The following is a 17,781-nucleotide window of genomic DNA, read 5'->3' as shown; positions in this document are numbered from 1 at the left end:
TCAACACCTACTTATTGATTGAGGATTTCATCATGAGCAATTCGAAAAAAACTGTCGTTATCACCGGTGCTTCCCAAGGTCTGGGCGAAGGCATGGTCAAGGCCTTCCGCGAACTGGGCTACAACATCGTCGCCACCTCGCGCTCGATCAAACCGTCGAACGACCCGCAAATCCTGACCATCGCCGGCGACATCGGCGACCCGGCCACCGCACAGCGCGTAATCAGCGAAGGCGTGGCGCGCTTCGGCCGTATCGACACCCTGGTCAACAACGCCGGCATCTTCGTCGCCAAACCTTTCACCGCCTACACCCCGGAAGACTACGCCGCAGTGCTGTCGGTCAACCTCAATGGCTTCTTCTACATCACCCAACTGGCCATCGCCGAGATGGAAAAACAGGGCAAGGGCCACGTGGTCAACATCACCACCAGCCTGGTCGACCACGCCATCGACGGCGTACCCTCGGTCCTCGCGTCGCTGACCAAGGGCGGCCTCAACGCCGCGACCAAATCCCTGGCCATCGAATACGCCAAACGCGGAATCCGGGTGAACGCGGTATCGCCGGGCATCATCAAGACACCGATGCACGGCGAGGAAACCCACGCGGCACTGGGCGCGCTGCATCCGGTTGGACACATGGGCGAGATCGACGACATTGCGCAGGCGGTGGTGTATCTCGATAACGCGAATTTTGTGACCGGCGAGATTCTGCATGTGGATGGTGGGCAAAGCGCTGGGCACTGATTGATCCGGTAACACAAAGCCCTCGCCGCGATGCGAGGGCTTTTTTGTGGGCGACGATTTACGGATCCGGACTCAACACTTTGACCGCGTCATCGACCAGCGCCTTGCTCAACTCCTGCAAATATTGCGAGGCGCAAGCGTGGAGTTCTGGATCGTTGGCAGCAGAAGTATCTGATGTGAGCAGTTTGGAGATGTGCAGCAGATGCGAGGCGTGGGAGAGGGCGGTGACGACCGGGACGCCGGGGTTGGTGCGGAACAGTGCGTGGTTGGACTGGAAGGAAAAATGGGTGAGACCGAGGGTTTTTAGGTCGTGGGGGTTGGTCATGGCTTCACCTACCGTTGGCTGGTTGGTGGAAAGGGCAGACTTTGGACGGATCGATGCTAATCATTTGTGAAACTCCCTGTATCAAATGAGCGCTGCCACTTCGTTCTCAGGCGAAAGGGTGGCAGCTATGCGCAGGCTGAGAAACCGGAGATACAGGAACCCGGCAGGCTCGAAAGCCTCCCACGCACAGCCGCCATTGCACGGAAATGCAGGCACAAAAAAACGCCGGCAAACGTGGGTTGGGGCGCTGGAGCGCCTGCATCTTACGCGGGTTCTCAGGCCCGGTCGCTGAATTGGCAGCGACGGGTTTGACGGTAGCTTGAGGGAAGGGGAGAGCGCAATCGTGGCCAGGTGGTGGCGGGTTAGCGATGTTCCAGATGTGTGGTGCAACAGTTATGTTGCATGCGAAACAAATATGTTGCACATTTGCTCGACCGAACAGCGAGTGATGCACATGAAGTACAGCGAGTTTCGGCGATGGTTGAAAGCCCAAGGCGTCGAGTTCCAAACCGGCAAGGGTAGTCATTTCAAGGTTTCCTTGAATGGCAAATCAACTGTCTTTCCCGACCACGGAGCCAAGGAGATAGGCGAAGGGTTGAGAAAATCGATAATCAAACAACTGGGCCTCAAGGATTGAGACCCAGTTGTACCCCATGAGAGGAAACGTGATGTTCGAATATGCGTTGGAAGTCCACGAGGAGCCGAGCAGTGTCTGGTTGTCCTGCGCAGAAATTCCAGAGATGCACGCCGCTGGCGACACCCTCGAAGAAGCGCTCGACGGCGCTATTGATGCTATGGAAACGGCATTGTCGATCTACGTTGATGATCGCCGGTTGATTCCGACAGGTGATGTGGGAGAGCAGGAAAGTGACGCTGTTTTGCGTCTGCCTGCACTGACTGCTGCGAAGGTTGGGCTCTGGAATACGCTTTTGGAGTCTGGAGTCAGCAAGGCTGAACTTGCACGTCGGTTGGGGGTGCAACGACCCCAGGTAGATCGGTTAGTCGATTTCCTGCATCACTCCAAGATCGAAAATGTCGAGCGTGCATTGCAGCAGCTCGGGCGGCGGATTTTGCTTTCGGTTGAGGCTGCTTAAGATTGGAGAAAAGCCCCCGACAGCGATCGCTGTCGGTGGCTTTTCATTTGGGGTGGAAAAAACCAATCCCAGAAACAACAAAGCCCCTGCATTTCTGCAGGGGCTTCGTTTTGTATGGTGCGGCACCAGGAGTCGAAAATCTTATTAGCCATATGATTTATAAATACTTTTCTTGATGATGTACAACCAACTACCTCTAAAAATATCCTTTGACGTGCCCGTTCTTTCATCGACGCAAGAAAAGCCAAATTAGGAGCGATTACTCGGTGAGATTGATCGAGCAACGGGTCGGTTTCAACGAGGCGTTGGTGTATTTCCCGGACTCGATGATTCAGTTCATTTCGCGACGCCTGAAGAACTCGCCAGATGAGCTGGGAACCACCGTTCCCTATCGAACGCCGGGCTCAGGCCAGATCGCGTTGGACAAGCATACTTGCGATATCAGTTTTGAGCTTGTGAGCGCTAGCTGCTCACCCTCTGTTAGATGCCGGGGGAGCGGTTAGTAACGGGGCTTCGACCACCCAGGATAGCCATCGAGCTCCTCCAGCAAACCACCGTTGTCATCGGCGGCACGATAGCCTGCTGAAGCCGGGCGCTGTTCAAGCTCATCGAAAATGATGATGGACTGGGTCTGTTTGGTCGGTGCGTAATAAGTTGCTTGCTCATAGCAGGCGAACCGCCTAGCGTCATCACTATTACTCCAATCCAGACCTTCCGTATCTGCTTCATGAAGCCCGCTGACACCCGACTTCAATGCCTCGGCGGCAGCGGAGTTTTTAGGAAGGACGACGTTTTTGCTGATCCATACTCTTGATGCCTTGAGTGCCTTAGAAACGATGGAGTATTTGATGATGCCGTCTTCGGTCACCACGAATGCCAAGTGATCATTGGAAGCTTGGGCAAATCTGGAGGCAATGCAGGAGCGGGAAGCCTGGAACTGCTCAGCCAGTTCGGTCAGATGCTCCAGCGTAAAGTCCTTCTGTTCCGCGAGCGGTTGGATCAATTGCCATGGCACCAAGCATTCTGCAGCAAAGATGTCGCACAGAATTTCCTCGGGAGGGCGCCCGGTGAAGCGCTCTAGTTCGTCAGAAGGCACCTTCTCATGTTTGGACGGTTGATCGAGCACATGGTGTGCAATCTCATGGAGAATTGTGAAGCGTTGCCTCACTACGCTGTCCTGCTGGTTTACGCAAATGTACTTCTTCTCGCGCCGTATGAGCGTGAAGCCTGCCTCACCCTCATCGAGCTCTTTCCGGGAGATTTGGAAGCCCAATGACTGCGCCAATGCCTCAACATCAACTGGCGCCGTTGTGACGTTGGCGTCTTTCAGCAGCTTGCGGGCCAATAAAACCGCAGTGGTTTCGTCCATGAAAATCTCCGTTCCTACATCTGTTGAATGAGCTCGATCCGCTTTATCCAGGCTTCTTTGGTATTTGGGCGTTCGCCCCGGAAGCTCATGGTGGCCACATCCTCGAAGTCTTCCCAAGGGATGTCCTTGCGCTCGAGCATTAGGAGATACAGCGCGTTCTCTACCGTCACGGACTTGGCCAGTAACCGAAACACGTCACTCTCTCGGTTGTCGAGCTCGAGTGCATGGCTCAGGCGGACGACGACATCCTCTGACGGAGCCGCCCGATCTCCCTTCTCCAGCCTCCAGATGTAGGCGTGATCAAGATCACCTGCCCGCTTCTCCAAGTCACGGAAACTCAGCTCTTTTCGTTCACGCATGCTCGCGATGAACCCGGCCAAATCCATTATTTTCTCCAACCTATTGCAATGCCCATTGGGGCGGGAGTAGGCTGTTGTCTAGCTAGGCAACAGCTCGCGATTCATGATCCATGATAAGCGGGTTTTTTTTGAAGTCTACTGTTGTCTGGCTAGGCAACGACCTTCGGGGTCGTTTTTTAGAGCCATAGTGTTGTCTGGCTAGGCAACGGCTCATCTGGTTCAAATGCGAGGATTTATCCATGACACAGTTGAACGACTTAGAGATTGAAGACGTTGCCGCCGCCCTCGCCGCAGGTCGCCAGGTACGTGACCATGGCCCCTACAAAATTCAGATTGGGAACGAAAATCTGGAGTACCGGCCTCTCGTAATTACTGACCCCGTTCCAACCGGGCGGCAGGTGCTGGAGGAGGCCGGCTTCCGTCCGGTCGACGAATACCTGCTGTATCAACTTCTCACCAACGGCCATCTAGATCTGCTCAGCCCGGGAGGCACGACAGATCTGCGTCTGGCTGGTATTGAGAAATTTTTAGCTTTCAAAAGCGACCGCTCCTACCGCTTCTTCATCGATGGCCAAGCTCAGGACTGGGGGGCTCAGCGGATCTCCGGGCGCACTCTCAAGCAACTCGCCGGCGTTGACGCGCAGAAGTACGACATTTTCCTGGTGGTGCCGGGCGATGACGATGAGCTGATCGAGGATCGTGACCTGTTCGATCTGGCCCGCCCGGGTGTGGAGCACTTTGCTGCGGTTGAAATCAACATCAAGGTCTTCGTCAATACGCAGCCAGTGTTTGTTCACTCCCACACTCTGTCGTACTGGGAGGTAGTGCACTTGGCCTACCCGGATGCGCAGCCGGCCCCCAATGCCCACTTCACCGTGACCTACGCCAAAGGCCACGAAGGCAACTCGCTCACTAACCTGGTTGATGGCCAGCACGTCCGTATCAAGAAGGGGATGCACTTCAATGTCACACCAACTGATAAGTCGTAGTCCTCATCTCCTGAGTCTGCGCAACGAAGGGTACAACCTAGACACCAAGGAAGGTTATCTCCTGGTTCGGGACGTCCCCTACGTGAACGCTGAGCGTCAGGTGTGCAAAGGCGTGTTGGTTATGGCGCTCAACCTGGTGGCTGATGTTGCGGGAAAACCGAGCGACCATACAGCACATTTCATTGGTGACCGCCCTTGCAATTCGCAAGGGCGTCCCCTCGATGAAATCATCAACAACAGCAACGCGGCTACGCTGCTGCCGGACTTGGTGGTGAACCACTATTTCTCGGCCAAGCTTCGGGGTAGCGACTACGCCGATTACTACCAGAAAGTCTCGATCTACGTATCAATGTTGACCGGCCAAGCCCAGGCAATAGACCCTAGCGTAACTGCTAAAACCTTCGCTCCCATTCGGTCGGAGACGGAAGACACTGTGTTCGCCTACACGGACACGGCGTCACCACGCGCAGGTATCGCGATGCCCACACAGAATTTCAAGGGGCTGAAAATTGCGATTGTAGGGTTGGGCGGCACCGGTGCTTACATCCTGGATCAGATCGCGAAAACGCCAGCGGCAGAGATTCACCTCTACGATGGCGATCTGCTCCAGCAGCACAACGCATTCCGCTATCCAGGTGCTGTACCGTTTGCCACATTGGAGCGAGGACTGAAAAAGGTGGAGTATCTCCACGAGGTATACAGCCAGATGCATCGTGGAATCACTCAGCACCCGTCGATGATCACCGCAGAGAACGTGGGTGAGCTCCGACAATTTGATTACGTGTTTCTTTGTGTAGACAACACCCCAGCGCGAGCTCTGGTCGTCCGGGAACTCAATGGAACTCGTACGTCACTGCTTGATGTGGGCATGGGAGTACATCTGGTCAATGATACTCAGCAGGTCTGGGGCACCTGCCGGGTGACGGCTCTGACACTGACTCACCATGACCACGCCGCCCGTACGATGCCGTTGACCGACAATGAGGCAGAGGATGCTTACCGCTCGAACATTCAGATCGCTGATCTGAATGCACTCAACGCGGTTCTCGCAGTGGGCATGTGGAAGCGGCTTTGTGGCTTCTACGTCGATCAATGTAAAGCGGGCCACGTCACTTACTCGACCAACCTCAACGAGATGGGCAACAGCGAGGACGAGTCATGAAGGTAAAGCATTTGGCACCGCAGTTTGTCGAAAGCTTCCCAGGCAAGCTGGAGCCAGGAGAGCTCTATCTCGCCATGGAGTTCGCCACCGCCGCTCACCTGTGCGCCTGTGGTTGCGGAACCAAGGTGATCACACCTTTTTCCCCAACCGATTGGCAAATGTCATTCGATGGGGAAAACGTTTCTCTCAAGCCCTCTGTGGGCAACTGGACGTTTCCTTGTCGCTCGCACTATTGGGTACGCTCGGGTCGTATCGAGTGGGCTGGGGACATGTCTCAGGAAGCGATCAACGCCGGGCGTAAGCGAGACGCGGAAGCGAAGGCGCGCCTTCAGGTTGCCAAGCCAAGCGGCGAGACTCATCAACCTGTGCCGACATTACAGTCAGAGCTCTCACTGTTCGAAAAATTGAGGAAATGGCTGGGGTTGTAATGGCCAGCTTGGCCTCTCACGTTCCACTGTATGTAGAGAAAGAGGAAGGGCCCGTGCTAGGAAGGGCCCTAATTCTGCGATTGAAGCGACCTCCCCTCGACTGAATCTCCCGTCTTTTTGCACCGTTAGGGTGCTCAAATTTGTCGAAAATTACACTTTAAGTGTACGACGGCCATATGCCATACTGGATCCATCCAATGCCTCCTGCCCTCGTTAGGGCACTTCCGTGTGTGGAGGTTTCGGCATTTCTGTGCCGTAGGGTAAGGCGGGCCAACCAAGATCTGCGTGAGCGGATCACCCTCTTGGGTACTGCTCGTTGCCAGCTCTGGAGCTGTTTTTCATGAACCTTGGAGCTTTTGCTCGGTCTGAACTACAGTCTTATTGCCGCTTGTCGGCTGGTGAGATGGTTGCTTGTAGTGAGAGATGGCGAGGATTGATAATCCGCGCCTCCTTGGTGAGCGTCTCGAGTACCACGCTAGCTTCGATTTTTCGAAGTCTGTGGTCGCGCATTGGGTACTACTTGTTGTAAGTGGAACCTGTATTTTAGAGGATAGAGCGATGACTCTTGAGCGTCTGATTGAAGAAGCCCGCACTCGCAATGGCACGCATGCAGAGAGCCTACGGGCTGCGCGTGAGCGTATGGTTAACACCAATAAGCGTCTGGCTTCTCATTTCACGGCTCAAGAAGTGACTCCGGCTCTGTTGGCCAAGACCTGCAGCCTCTGAAAAATCTCTTCATATAAAAGCAGCCTGATGGGCTGCTTTTTTTTGCGCGATCACAATGACCCCATACCTCATTACCAGCTTCGAGGAAGCGACGCTGGCAGCGTTGATCCATGAGCCGTTTGCCTACGACCACGCTGACATCTTCGAAAAGCGCCAGATCAAGTACATCTACAACTACCTCAAGTCGTTCATGCCGGAGCTACCGGAAGATAAGAAGACTGTCGGTAGCATTCTGCTCGAGCATCAGTACATCGACCGAGACTTCCTAGAAGATTACTCGCGTTTCTACCTGGGGCGTTTCGGCAACGATGGCTATAAGTGCGCTCGGTTGCATTTCTTCAACTGCGACCTCACGCACAAGCAGCTCGACGCGCTGCTGGTGGGGGACTCGGATGTGGTTTTTGCAGACAAGCCAGAACTGAAGCTGACTCTGGAGTCGCTGCAGGAACATTACCTCGGTTTCATGGTGATCAAGCCACTGACCCGAACGTTCGTGGGTAAAACCTGCCTGCGGGTAAGTGGTGACAGAGGGCCGGGCAAGAAGAAAATCGACAGGCGCTACGAGGTGAACCTCTTCGGCCTGAAGCTCACCGTCGACTCAATCGCCTTCCAAGAACAGGACAAGGTTGTTGCTGCATGCGCTACCACCGCGATCTGGACGGCCCTTCATGGCCTGCCAGGCCGAGGGGTTAAAGACATCAAGTCCTGCAGTGAGATCACCACCGCGGCTTTGAATTTTGTGGACGGATCAAGCAACGGTTTCCCAAACAAAGAGCTTAGCAATAAGCAGATTCAGCGAACGTTGGATGTCGAAGGTTTGCGTTACCACAACAGCAACCTGGAGAAATCCAGCCAGGAATTCTTCCAGGAATACTTGGCCGCGCACATCGACAGCGACTTGCCTGTAATTTTGACTGGTACTGTGTTTGGCCTGACACCTGACGAATCCGGAGAGTTTGTCAAAGCTGGGCACGCCATCACCGCCCTCGGTTACGATTTCCGAGATGGCAATAAATGGGTCTATGTCCATGACGACCGCCTTGGGCCATACGCTCGTGCTCAAATGGTCATGCTTAAAGACATCCTCAAAAAGAACACGCCTGAGGGGATGGAGACGCGCTGGGGCTTGGCGATGTCGATTCGAGAGCCTGATGCCTCGACATGGGTCGAGCCGCACGAAGTGATCGTGCCTGACATCTCCATCGTTCCAGCCGATAGAAAGACTCGGTTGCCTTTCATCTATGCCCATGGCACGGCAATTCGGATCGCCGAGCAGATCGACGGCTTCCTGGTATCAGAGGTATGCCCTCTGATTAAGGTCAAGGTGCCGAAGGTTAGCTTCCACATAAAACTGGCCTCGATTGCCGAAGCCCGTGATGATGTGCGAACACATGTGACTCATCGCAAGCCGGGCGACCGCTTGGGCGAATGGGAGTTAGATGAGTCCTTGATCGTTCGCTGGAGAGAAGACAAGCTCGCTTTCTTGAACGGCCACCTTGCCCGCCTGCAATGGCAGATCGACTTTTTCTGGGATGGCGAGCCTGCGTTTCGTATATTGCTTGACGCTACGGATATTCCATTGGGCAACGCCGTTTCGGGCATTTATATACACGATCCGATCTACGCTGATGCCATGCTTGGAGGATTCAAGGGCCTGGAGCTGAAGGTTGGGGGGCTCGACGATCAACACTTTTTCTCTGCCTTCACTCGAGCGCTCAAGCGTCGCCGGGATGACTACGAAAGCCACCTCAACAGCATGTATGGAACGTTGAGAGCGCCCAACCATATCAAAGATAACGAAGTTTCACGGGACGGCAAGGGTACCAATCCGACCGCGAAGCGATTCTGGGATCCTCAACAAATACCCCTCAGTGAAATTCATGAGGCGTACAAAGAGGTGGCTGAAGACCCAAGCTTCACGCGAAAGCTTATTTGGGCGATTGGTAAGGATGGTGTGCTATTCCTCGCCGAAGACATTCCTAAGCCGGCTGAGCTAGGGCACCCGAGCATGACGGGGATGCAGGCTGCACGAATTGCAGGAGAGATACGTCGCACCAAAGACGGCTGGGTCGTCAATTTCTTCTCTGGCCGATACAGCAGTGACTACTCTGCGGCTGAGAAGACCCTGTATCTTGCGAATGCCCTGCTGAAGATCCGATCACTGTTTCCTCGCGATACGTTTGAAGCGTTTTACCCGGACGCTCCCGCTCCCAAGGCGGAGTGATGGTTTCATTAGGGGAGGGCTATGTCCTTCCCCCTAATGACACCGAGGCGGCATGCTTCCGTAGTCTAGGCTGGCAAGGCACTCCACTCGCGAGAAGCCAGAGAAGCCACAGTCACCTTACGATCAGCACCGACACATCCTTCTGGACGACTCCTACGGAACCGCACGCCGGCTCCAGGATTTTGTTCTCCGCCAGCAAGACAGCGATCGTACCCGTCCGACATTGGTCAGCATTGGGGTAGCTTCGACAGCTACCATCGCCAAATCTATTCGGAGCTCAGAGCGTGGGTGTGGGAGCACGGCCTGGATTCAACGTTCAATGAGGTAGCCGGGATCATCATCGCCAGGCGGCGAGAGGCTGCCCAAGCGGCGGCGGTGTCATGCGAGAGCACCTTCGCCGCTCTGATCAAGCCCGGGCACTACTGGACGCACTGGTCTTATGATGCATAAGACATGCATGGTATATCCCAAGATGAGCTGCATCGAGATGGTGTAGCCCCGCACGTCTTGGTGTGCGCACGATGGCCGCTTATGGCCCAGAGTGTGTAAAAAAGCTTCGCCAAAATTTAGGTGCGCGCGTCTACGTTAAATCTGAAATTTATCGGCACGTCAGCAGATGTGGATTTTGCGTAGAAGCGCGATTTCCAGTCCGGTTTTGAGTACCTGTCGCGCTGAAAAATGTTTTTACACAGCCTCGGCCGATTGCTGTCGGCCGTGACTATCAAGACCAGGTCCGACTCAGAGATTGAAAATCCATGATGTTTCTAGGCGTCGAGCGAGCAGCCGGATCGTCAGCAGGTAGTAATACCGCGCCGCCTCACTGCGCTGGCTCATGCGATGTTCGAGAAACCAAGCCACATGCTTTCTCTGCCAAGCCCAAGGCGTCTCTCGCTGCCAACGCTTTGCAATTTCCGTTTGGATTAGCTTCGCCTGACGTAAATGACGTTGCCGGGTCGCATGCGATCCGGTCAGCACGCCAGCCAAGAACAGTTCCATATCGAATGACTTACTCATGTGTGCCTCCCAATGTAGGCGCCGACCACATCGATCCGACCGTGCCCGAGCTCATAGCTGATTTGCCTCCGTGCCTCACGATCAAGGCACCGATCTACCTGGCTACATTTACCTCCGTTGATAGGTGCGCGATGCTGGGTGATCTGCTCATAGCGTTCGCATGCGTACGCCGCCCGGAGCTCATGAAAGCCTTTGAGGTTGGATGCATGAAGAATGTCCCGTGCAGGGCGGACGACTTCCTGCAGAACATTCAAATAACTTTCGCTTGGCGCAATCAGGTTGCGACTACCTGCAGGCGATACCTGCTGTGCAAACTCAAGCGCGCCTCGAATGCGCTCGTCCACCGTAATCCAACGGGGTGCTGATGCACCGGCGCGGCCGCCTTTGGTGCCGTCCTGAATGTTGATCTTGTCTAAGTCTTTAGCTTGACGACTTAGTCGTGGCAGGTCAGCCAAGATGGCCTCACGCAAGCGCATGCCGGTGGATCGTGCCAATAGAATGATCGCTGCTGACCGTAGCTGATGATGTCTGCAAAGCGCATCGACAATCTGCTTAACCTGTTCGCGGTCTTGGCCCTGCGGCACCGAGTGACGAATCCCAGTGCGCTGCATACCTAATGTCTTGCTCGGACTTGGCAATTTCACATACTGATCACCACGAAGCGCTGCCATGGTCGTGTTAACGCTGGATAGCCGGTTTTGTGCAGTGCTGATAGCTATGTCGCCGTGCTCCACCAGGCCGCGAAGGTATGCGGCATAGTCCGACAATACCTCGCGATCAATCTGCCGCGCATCATTGACCCCGGGACCTGCTTCAGACCGACACCACTTCACGAATGCCAACCACCGATCACAGTGCGCCTTGACCGTGCCGTAGTGGCCGCCGCCGAACATGTCTTTCAGCGCCTGCGGCCCCGCATAACTCAACTGCCTGCCGTACCCAAAGTTACGGCCATCCCGTTTTCCCACCAATGCCATATCGACTACCTCCTACTTGTACCTCCCGATCCCGCCCCACGTCATCCCGCCAAGAATGTTGAGTGTTATCAGGGATCAAGGCCCCTGCGACCTATGGGGATGTCCACTAACGCGTGACTGACGGCTCCTTACTACCGGGAGCATGGGCATCTCATGATCTGGCCTCCTGAGCACCGTTACCGGAGGGCGGGTGGAGGCTGCATTGGCTGACGAAACCAGCGACGCGAGATCCTGAGTCAGGTGAAGGCAGCGATGCGATGACAGGGGCATGCCTGACTGTCAGTCAGGTGCAGTCCATTCCCTGGGCTGCGGCACCATCATCTGCATTGCTGTTGCCGGTGACTTCGGTGTTTGTCACGCCGATTGTCACGAGGGGGAATGCCGCAAAGCCTTGTACGAGTTGGGCTGCAGCAGTGGTAGAAGCGCCCGTCTCTTTCCGGAAGAAAGAGACGGGCGCAGGTTGGCGCAATGAAATGGCCAAGCGGATAGGTTGCTGCAGGGCAGCTATGAAGGGGGATGAGTTGCCGCAGTGGCACTCTGGTAGAAGTAGGCATCCATCACATCGCTGTGACCGTGCGAGCTGCCGGACGCTAATCGCACTTTGGGAGAACCACCACGGTGTGGCGTAGCCTTAAAGGTTCTGGCTACCTGGGTTGCTGTCAACGACAGCGCTTTGCCCGATCTTTTCTACGCCTGTGGATAATTCGGGTCAAGGCTCGAATTTTCGGGAGTTGTGCGGCTGTGGATGAAATTATCCACCGGTGGAAATCCGTGGTTTTCCACAGACAGTTGCGTGAGCTTTAGATTTTTTAAGTGAGGTCCATCCAAACAGGGCGGCTTTGCAGCCCTGTTTGGATGGACCCGCGTGGATAAGCGGATCACTGAGATATAAAGACCGAGCGCTTACTCAGTTGCGCCACGTTTTGCTTTTAAGCGAGTGACGTTTGATCCGGTCTGGTTCGCGAATTCGTGGGGGGTGACATGCTCCTGTCGATTCGTCTCAAGGTACCGGCTCCACCAGTTCATGATCAATCTGCGCTCCTCAATGAATTCGGCCTTGTGGATGTAAGCGGCGCGGACGTTGTTGCGTTCTTTGTGGCTCATCTGTCTTTCAATGGCGGTCTCGGACCACAGTCCTGACTCAATCAGTGCGCTACATGCCATTGAGCGGAAGCCATGGCCACAGATTTCGGTTTTGGTGTCGTAACCCATATTTCGAAGCGCGCTGTTCACCGTGTTCTCAGACATCGGTTTCGACGGGTTGGCATCGCCCGCAAATACCAGGTCGAATTCGCCGGTGAGGGTGCGGATCTGTTCAAGCAGGGTCACGGCTTGCGGCGATAAGGGTACAAGGTGGATGTCCCCGGCCATCTTCGTACCTCTTGTTGAAAAGGGTACTCCGTACAGCGCGGGTCGAGTGTCCGGTATCTCCCAGGTGCCGCGCTTGAGGTCGAACTCGCTCCAGCGGGCGAAGCGTAGTTCGCTCGAGCGGACAAACACATGTAGAGAGAGCATGACTGTCAGCCGAGTCAGCGTTCGTCCTTTGTAGTTGTCGATGCGCTCCTGCAATTCAGGCAGGCGCGATAAGGGTAAAGCTGGGCGGTGCACTACCCTCGGGGCTTTGATCAAACCTTCAAGGTCGGAGGCAGGGTTTGCTGCGATCTGTCGAGCACGTTTCGCCTCGCGCATGATGCTTTGCAGGTAGTTTTGTACCCTTAACGCGACGTCAATCGTGCCACGCTTTTGGATTGCTTCCAGAGGTTGCATCAAGTCGTGAGTGTCTAGGTCGACAATAGCGCGATCACCGATTAGAGGAAAAACATGGGTTTTGAGGCGGCTCAGGACCGTCTTGGCATGGCCCGGAGCCCATTTGGCAGACATCGCTTTGTGCCAGTCCAAGGCGGCGCCCTCAAAGGTTCGGCCTCGGATTGTGGCTTTCGTTTTGGCTTGATGTTTGGACTCGACGGGGTCGATGCCATCCACCAGCATCCGCTTGACCTCCAGCCGCTTCTTGCGCGCATCGGCGAGGCCGACCACGGGGTAGTTGCCAAACGAGGTCAGTCCTTCACGACCATCAGGTTTTACATACCTGAAACGCCAGCCTTTGCGGCCATTGGGTTGGACTAAAAGGTAGAGGCCGTCGCCGTCGAAAAGCTTGTAGGCGCGGTCGGTGGGCTTGGCTGAACGGCAAGCCGAATCAGAGAGCGGGGCAGTGGTGCGCGACATAAGGGTACTCCTCCCTTTATCGAATGACCTTACCCCTATCTTTATCCTTAAAACGGCTGGTATCCATAAGATTTTGGCGGAATCCGACGGAACGCCAAAACGAAAAAACCCGCCAGAAGGCGGGTTTTTCGGGGGTTCCAGAGATTTTGAAAGCCTTCTATGGAACCTTGTATGGTGCCGGCACCAGGAATCGAACCCGGGACCTACTGATTACAAGTCAGTTGCTCTACCATCTGAGCTATACCGGCGTGTGGGCGACGATTATAGCGACTCGGGGGCTTCTGTAAACCCCTGAATTCAGACTATTTTTGCGCCCTCTGCGATTCACGCCCGGCGCAGGACGTTGCGCAGTTTTTGTACAGCGCGCCAGGCGCGGCTGTTTTGCATGGCGCGCAGTTGGGCTTCGGCTTGTTCGGCGCGTTGCAGGGCGGTTTCCAGGGCCGGGTTTACCGGGTGGGCGAGGTTGTGGCCTTTGCACAGCTGGAAGTTGTCGAGGTTGCACGGTGGCAGGTCGAACGCGGGTTTGAGGTTGATGTGTTCGTTGGCGAGGAAGAAGCTGTTGAGGCCGTCGAACAGGACGTTGGTATAGCCGGCGTCGGTCACCAGGTGTTCCCAGGTGTGGTCGCGCTCCCATGGGGTTTCGATGAGGATGATCCAGGGGCGGAAGCGGCTGAAGTCCATGCCGCGCAGGACGGTCTCTTCGTGACCCTCGACGTCGATTTTCAGGAAGTGGATCGGCCGCTCGGCGGCGTGTTCTTCGCAGATCGAGGTCAGTTTGCGTGCGTTGACAGTGAAGCTTTGCACGTCCATGCCGAGGTTTTTGCGTTCTTGCGCAACGACCGGGTCAGCGGTGGACAGGCCGGTGTCGGCAATGCCGTAGAAAGTCAGTTCGCCCGGCTGGTCGCTGGCCACGCATTGCAGCGTGGTGTCGCGGGGGCGATGCTGGCGGAGTGCGTCGTAGTAGTTCTGCATCGGTTCGACGTTGATGCCTTGCCAGCCGCGATCATAGAAGGCCTTGGTGACCGAGTCGTGGATCGGGTCATTGGCGCCGACGTCGATATAAAAACCGTTTTCAAAATACTGCAGGGCGCGCCAGAGGCGAACGTCCTCGAAATTCTGTGCGTAAGAAATGAACGTCACGGTCGCTTCCTGTCGGTCAGATTTTTCTTGTTCGGGCGTGCGCTACCTGCACGGCACAGGTCTGTATAGCAAGGGCAGATGGCCGGTGCAATTGTCCATTGCCGGCGTCCGCGATTCGGCGGTTATGTCCTTTTGGTCGAGGGCTTATGCACAACAGGCTTTGAAGAGGACGGGCTTAGAGGGGATTTTGTGGACGGGTTCTCATTTGAATCGCAAATCCCTGTTTTGCCGGTTTTTTATTTATGTGAACAAAAAATGACCAGTGCTGTTAATGGCCTGAAACAGCCGTGGATATTGGATCCACGATAAATCCATCAACAGAGTTATCCACAGGCTGTGAAAGATTAAACGCGCTCTGCCAGCAACAGGAAATTGCGCGGTGTGAGCGGCGCTTCGCAGAAGGTGCCGAGACGTACGACGTATCCCTGTTCGGTGAGGAAAAGTGCCCGATCCAGATTCAGCCAAAGCTCCAGCGGCCGTCGGAACATTCCACGCAGCAGTTCCAGGTTGCGAACTTCGGCTAACCGCTGCCAACCGGCGGCTTCCAGTGCTACCCAATCTGGCGCGCCAACTGTGGATAACTCTTTCAACGCTGCCAGATCGCGGCAGTAATCAGCGAACGGTTTGTCCAGCCAGGCGCTCGGCAGGGACGGCGTCGGCAAGTATTCGTCGACGTCACGCACTTGCCGTTGCAACAGATCGAAAGCCAGTCGGCGGGCCATGGAGGTGTCACGCTGACGTCGGACGCGGGCACCGGCGGTGACGGTTTCGCTCATCGGCAGGGACAGATCTTCCAGCGAGAGCTGTAGGGCGGAGCATGAAACTGCGGAGGACAACGCCTGATATTCAGTGCGACTGATCCGGTTGTAACAGCACGGTGCAATTGCCAGTTGTCGACAGCCAGCGGCGGAGGCCAATTGCATCAGGCGTACATGCAGATCGCCACAAGCATGCAGGGCGACAGGCGTGTGCTCGGCGTGCAGCAATGACGCGGTGTTCGCCGCGAGCACATCCTGCTCGACATGCAGCGCATGCAGGTGATGACGCTGACTCAGTGCCTGGCCGCTGGCGACCAACGCCGAGTCGTATTCCAGACAGGTGAGTTGCTGGCCAGTGCCGAGCAGGCGCCGGCCCAAATGGCCTTTGCCCGAACACCAATCCAGCCAGTGCTTCGGTTGCGCGGCAAACGACAAGCGGCTGGCAAAGGCCTCGATCTGCTGCCATTTGCGCCCCGGCACATCGACATTCAAACGATGCCCGGCGGCTTGCAGCGAATGTGCAGGCAGCTCACCGACCGAACTCAGTTCAAGCGACAACGCAGCCAGTGAAGCAAACGGCTCCGGCGCATCCAAGAGTTCGGCAGGTTGGTTGTGGGCGTTTTCCGCATCTTCCAGCGACCGCCCGCGTAGCCACGAGGACAATTCAGGGTAGGACGCTTCCCATGGCAGTTGCAGATGAGTGAACGGGCGGGGTTTCCACAGCGCCTGATGCGTTGTGAGAAATGTATCCAGTGCCGTGAAGCGGGCGAGTAGGGCCTCGCCCGTCAGCACGTCGGAAGAATCAGCGTCCCTGGCACGCATCGACGCGCAGCCAGCGTTCCAGCAGTTTGAAGCCGCGAACCAGCACGTAGGCCATCACCAGATAGAACACGCCAGCGGCGAAGAAAATCTCCACCGGCAGGTAGGTGCGGGCAATGATCGTGCGCGCCATGCCGGTCAGTTCCAGCAGGGTCACGGTGCTGGCCAGGGCGCTGGCCTTGAGCATCAGGATCACTTCGTTGCTGTAGGCCGGCAGGCCGATGCGCGCGGCACGCGGCAGGATGATGTAGAACAACGCTTTCGGCCGGGACATGCCCAGCGCCCGCGCCGCTTCGATCTCGCCCGGCGGAATCGCCTGGATCGCCCCGCGCAGGATCTCGGCGATGTACGCCGCGGTGTGCAGGGTCATGGTCGCAGTGGCGCACCAGAATGGATCGCGCAGGTACGGCCACATCGAGCTGTTACGCACCGCGTCGAACTGCGCCAGGCCGTAGTAGACCAGGAACAGCTGAACCAGCAACGGCGTGCCACGGAAAAAGAAGATGTAGGCGTAGGGCACAGCGCGCACGTACCACAGCTTCGAAGAACGGGCGATGCCCAGCGGAATCGCCAGCAGCAAACCGGCGATCACGGCGATGGCCACCAGTTCCAGGGTCAGCGTTGCGCCCTGGGCCAGTTTCGGCAGCCACTTGATGATGACTTCCCAATTCATTGAGCGCTCCTCGCGAAGCCGCGTGCGGCGCGTTTCTCCAGCAGGTGCATGCCGATCATCGCCAGCACGGTCAGGCACAGGTACATGAGCGCCGCCACCATATAGAAGGTGAATGGCTGCTTGGACACGGTCACGCCGATCTGCGCGTGACGCATGATTTCTTCCAGGCCAATGACCGACACCAGCGCGGTGTCTTTCATCAGGATCATGAACAGGTTGCCCAGGCCGGGCAGGGCGATGCGCCACATCTGCGGCATGATCAGTTTGGTGAAGATCCGCCATTTCGACAGGCCCAGGGCCACGCCAGCCTCGCGGTGGCCTTTGGGAATGGCGAGGATCGCGCCGCGAAACACTTCCGTGGCGTAGGCGCCGAAGCACAGGCCCAGCGCAATGACGCCGGCGGCGAAGGCGCTGAGTTCCAGTCCGGGATTGCCGAAAAACTCACCGAGCGCGCGCATGGCGTTGACCGTACCGAAGTAGATCAATAGCACCCAGAGCAATTCCGGGATGCCGCGCACCAGGGTCGAATAGGTTCCGCCAAGCCATTGCAAAGGCTTGTACGGGGAAGTCTTGGCCAAGGCGCCGAGCAGACCGAGTACCAGCCCCAGGCACAGGGCCGAAAGTGCCAGTTTGACGGTCATCAGCGCGCCGGCGAAGAGCGCCGGGCCGAATCCGTAGAGGTCGATAATCATGGATTTCTTTTCAAATCGCGGCAGGCAAGGCCGGGGATCGGCACCGTCATGTGACGGCGCCGA

At 56.3% G+C, this 17,781-nt stretch carries 17 protein-coding genes and 1 tRNA gene; 7 read left to right on the top strand and 11 right to left on the bottom strand.

Annotation, left to right across the window (positions count from 1 at the left end):
- Nucleotides 1-32: 32 nt before the first annotated feature.
- The gene (locus tag L6D74_RS08840) at nucleotides 33-743 is read left to right on the top strand and encodes an SDR family NAD(P)-dependent oxidoreductase (protein ID WP_085608639.1); all 711 of its coding nucleotides are present in this window, start codon (nucleotides 33-35) and stop codon (nucleotides 741-743) included.
- Between the two features lie 58 nt (nucleotides 744-801).
- On the opposite strand, the gene L6D74_RS08835 is transcribed toward L6D74_RS08840, so the two are convergent.
- Entirely contained in the window at nucleotides 802-1,068 is a 267-nt protein-coding gene (locus tag L6D74_RS08835) for a DUF3077 domain-containing protein (RefSeq protein ID WP_085698038.1), read from the bottom strand.
- A gap of 454 nt (nucleotides 1,069-1,522) precedes the next feature.
- On the opposite strand from L6D74_RS08835, the gene L6D74_RS08830 reads away from it, so the two are divergent.
- Entirely contained in the window at nucleotides 1,523-1,705 is a 183-nt protein-coding gene (locus L6D74_RS08830) for a type II toxin-antitoxin system HicA family toxin (RefSeq protein ID WP_027611238.1), read from the top strand.
- A gap of 31 nt (nucleotides 1,706-1,736) precedes the next feature.
- Nucleotides 1,737-2,162 (top strand): type II toxin-antitoxin system HicB family antitoxin, encoded by a 426-nt coding sequence (locus L6D74_RS08825; protein WP_064382776.1) that lies wholly within the window; start codon nucleotides 1,737-1,739, stop codon nucleotides 2,160-2,162.
- A gap of 499 nt (nucleotides 2,163-2,661) precedes the next feature.
- On the opposite strand, the gene L6D74_RS08820 is transcribed toward L6D74_RS08825, so the two are convergent.
- Entirely contained in the window at nucleotides 2,662-3,531 is an 870-nt protein-coding gene (locus L6D74_RS08820) for an ImmA/IrrE family metallo-endopeptidase (protein ID WP_092201216.1), read from the bottom strand.
- 14 nt (nucleotides 3,532-3,545) lie between these two features.
- Nucleotides 3,546-3,917 carry a helix-turn-helix domain-containing protein gene (locus L6D74_RS08815; protein WP_236188764.1) on the bottom strand — a complete coding sequence of 124 codons (372 nt, stop codon included), beginning with the start codon at nucleotides 3,915-3,917 and terminating at the stop codon, nucleotides 3,546-3,548.
- Between the two features lie 212 nt (nucleotides 3,918-4,129).
- Here L6D74_RS08815 and L6D74_RS08810 point away from each other — a divergent pair, with 212 nt between their 5' ends.
- The 4 genes from L6D74_RS08810 to L6D74_RS08795 all read left to right on the top strand — a co-directional run bounded on the left by L6D74_RS08810 (nucleotide 4,130) and on the right by L6D74_RS08795 (nucleotide 9,419).
- Nucleotides 4,130-4,879 (top strand): multiubiquitin domain-containing protein, encoded by a 750-nt coding sequence (locus L6D74_RS08810; protein ID WP_236188763.1) that lies wholly within the window; start codon nucleotides 4,130-4,132, stop codon nucleotides 4,877-4,879.
- Nucleotides 4,815-6,041, top strand: coding sequence for a ThiF family adenylyltransferase (locus L6D74_RS08805; protein WP_309295709.1), 1,227 nt, complete (start codon nucleotides 4,815-4,817; stop codon nucleotides 6,039-6,041). The genes L6D74_RS08810 and L6D74_RS08805 overlap by 65 nt, the downstream gene beginning before the upstream one ends.
- Nucleotides 6,038-6,469: a ubiquitination-like system serine protease family protein gene (locus L6D74_RS08800; RefSeq protein ID WP_236188760.1), complete on the top strand. Its 432-nt coding sequence runs from the start codon at nucleotides 6,038-6,040 to the stop codon at nucleotides 6,467-6,469. The genes L6D74_RS08805 and L6D74_RS08800 overlap by 4 nt, the downstream gene beginning before the upstream one ends.
- 781 nt (nucleotides 6,470-7,250) lie before the next feature.
- Entirely contained in the window at nucleotides 7,251-9,419 is a 2,169-nt protein-coding gene (locus L6D74_RS08795; RefSeq protein WP_236188759.1) for a C39 family peptidase, read from the top strand.
- A 738-nt stretch (nucleotides 9,420-10,157) separates the two neighbouring features.
- On the opposite strand, the gene L6D74_RS08790 is transcribed toward L6D74_RS08795, so the two are convergent.
- The 8 genes from L6D74_RS08790 to L6D74_RS08755 all read right to left on the bottom strand — a co-directional run bounded on the left by L6D74_RS08790 (nucleotide 10,158) and on the right by L6D74_RS08755 (nucleotide 17,718).
- Nucleotides 10,158-10,433: a hypothetical protein gene (locus tag L6D74_RS08790; protein WP_010567876.1), complete on the bottom strand. Its 276-nt coding sequence runs from the start codon at nucleotides 10,431-10,433 to the stop codon at nucleotides 10,158-10,160.
- Nucleotides 10,430-11,410, bottom strand: a complete 981-nt coding sequence (locus L6D74_RS08785; RefSeq protein ID WP_236188755.1) for an integrase domain-containing protein — start codon at nucleotides 11,408-11,410, stop codon at nucleotides 10,430-10,432. The genes L6D74_RS08790 and L6D74_RS08785 overlap by 4 nt, the downstream gene beginning before the upstream one ends.
- Nucleotides 11,411-12,313: 903 nt before the next feature.
- The gene (locus L6D74_RS08780) at nucleotides 12,314-13,636 is read right to left on the bottom strand and encodes a tyrosine-type recombinase/integrase (protein WP_236188753.1); all 1,323 of its coding nucleotides are present in this window, start codon (nucleotides 13,634-13,636) and stop codon (nucleotides 12,314-12,316) included.
- 172 nt (nucleotides 13,637-13,808) lie between these two features.
- Nucleotides 13,809-13,884, bottom strand: a tRNA-Thr gene (locus L6D74_RS08775).
- Between the two features lie 76 nt (nucleotides 13,885-13,960).
- Nucleotides 13,961-14,776 carry an FkbM family methyltransferase gene (locus L6D74_RS08770; RefSeq protein ID WP_236188751.1) on the bottom strand — a complete coding sequence of 272 codons (816 nt, stop codon included), beginning with the start codon at nucleotides 14,774-14,776 and terminating at the stop codon, nucleotides 13,961-13,963.
- A 344-nt stretch (nucleotides 14,777-15,120) separates the two neighbouring features.
- Nucleotides 15,121-16,356, bottom strand: coding sequence for a methyltransferase (locus L6D74_RS08765; protein WP_236188749.1), 1,236 nt, complete (start codon nucleotides 16,354-16,356; stop codon nucleotides 15,121-15,123).
- Nucleotides 16,337-17,026, bottom strand: a complete 690-nt coding sequence (locus tag L6D74_RS08760; RefSeq protein ID WP_039764656.1) for an ABC transporter permease — start codon at nucleotides 17,024-17,026, stop codon at nucleotides 16,337-16,339. The genes L6D74_RS08765 and L6D74_RS08760 overlap by 20 nt, the downstream gene beginning before the upstream one ends.
- A complete protein-coding gene (locus L6D74_RS08755) occupies nucleotides 17,023-17,718 on the bottom strand; it encodes an ABC transporter permease (RefSeq protein ID WP_236188747.1) in 696 nt (231 codons plus the stop codon). The genes L6D74_RS08760 and L6D74_RS08755 overlap by 4 nt, the downstream gene beginning before the upstream one ends.
- Nucleotides 17,719-17,781: the final 63 nt, after the last annotated feature.

Source organism: Pseudomonas pharyngis, assembly GCF_021602345.1.
In the GTDB taxonomy this organism is placed as follows: domain Bacteria; phylum Pseudomonadota; class Gammaproteobacteria; order Pseudomonadales; family Pseudomonadaceae; genus Aquipseudomonas; species Aquipseudomonas pharyngis.
Note: the sequence above shows the minus strand (reverse complement) of the source record. Positions and strands in the feature narration are given on the sequence as shown.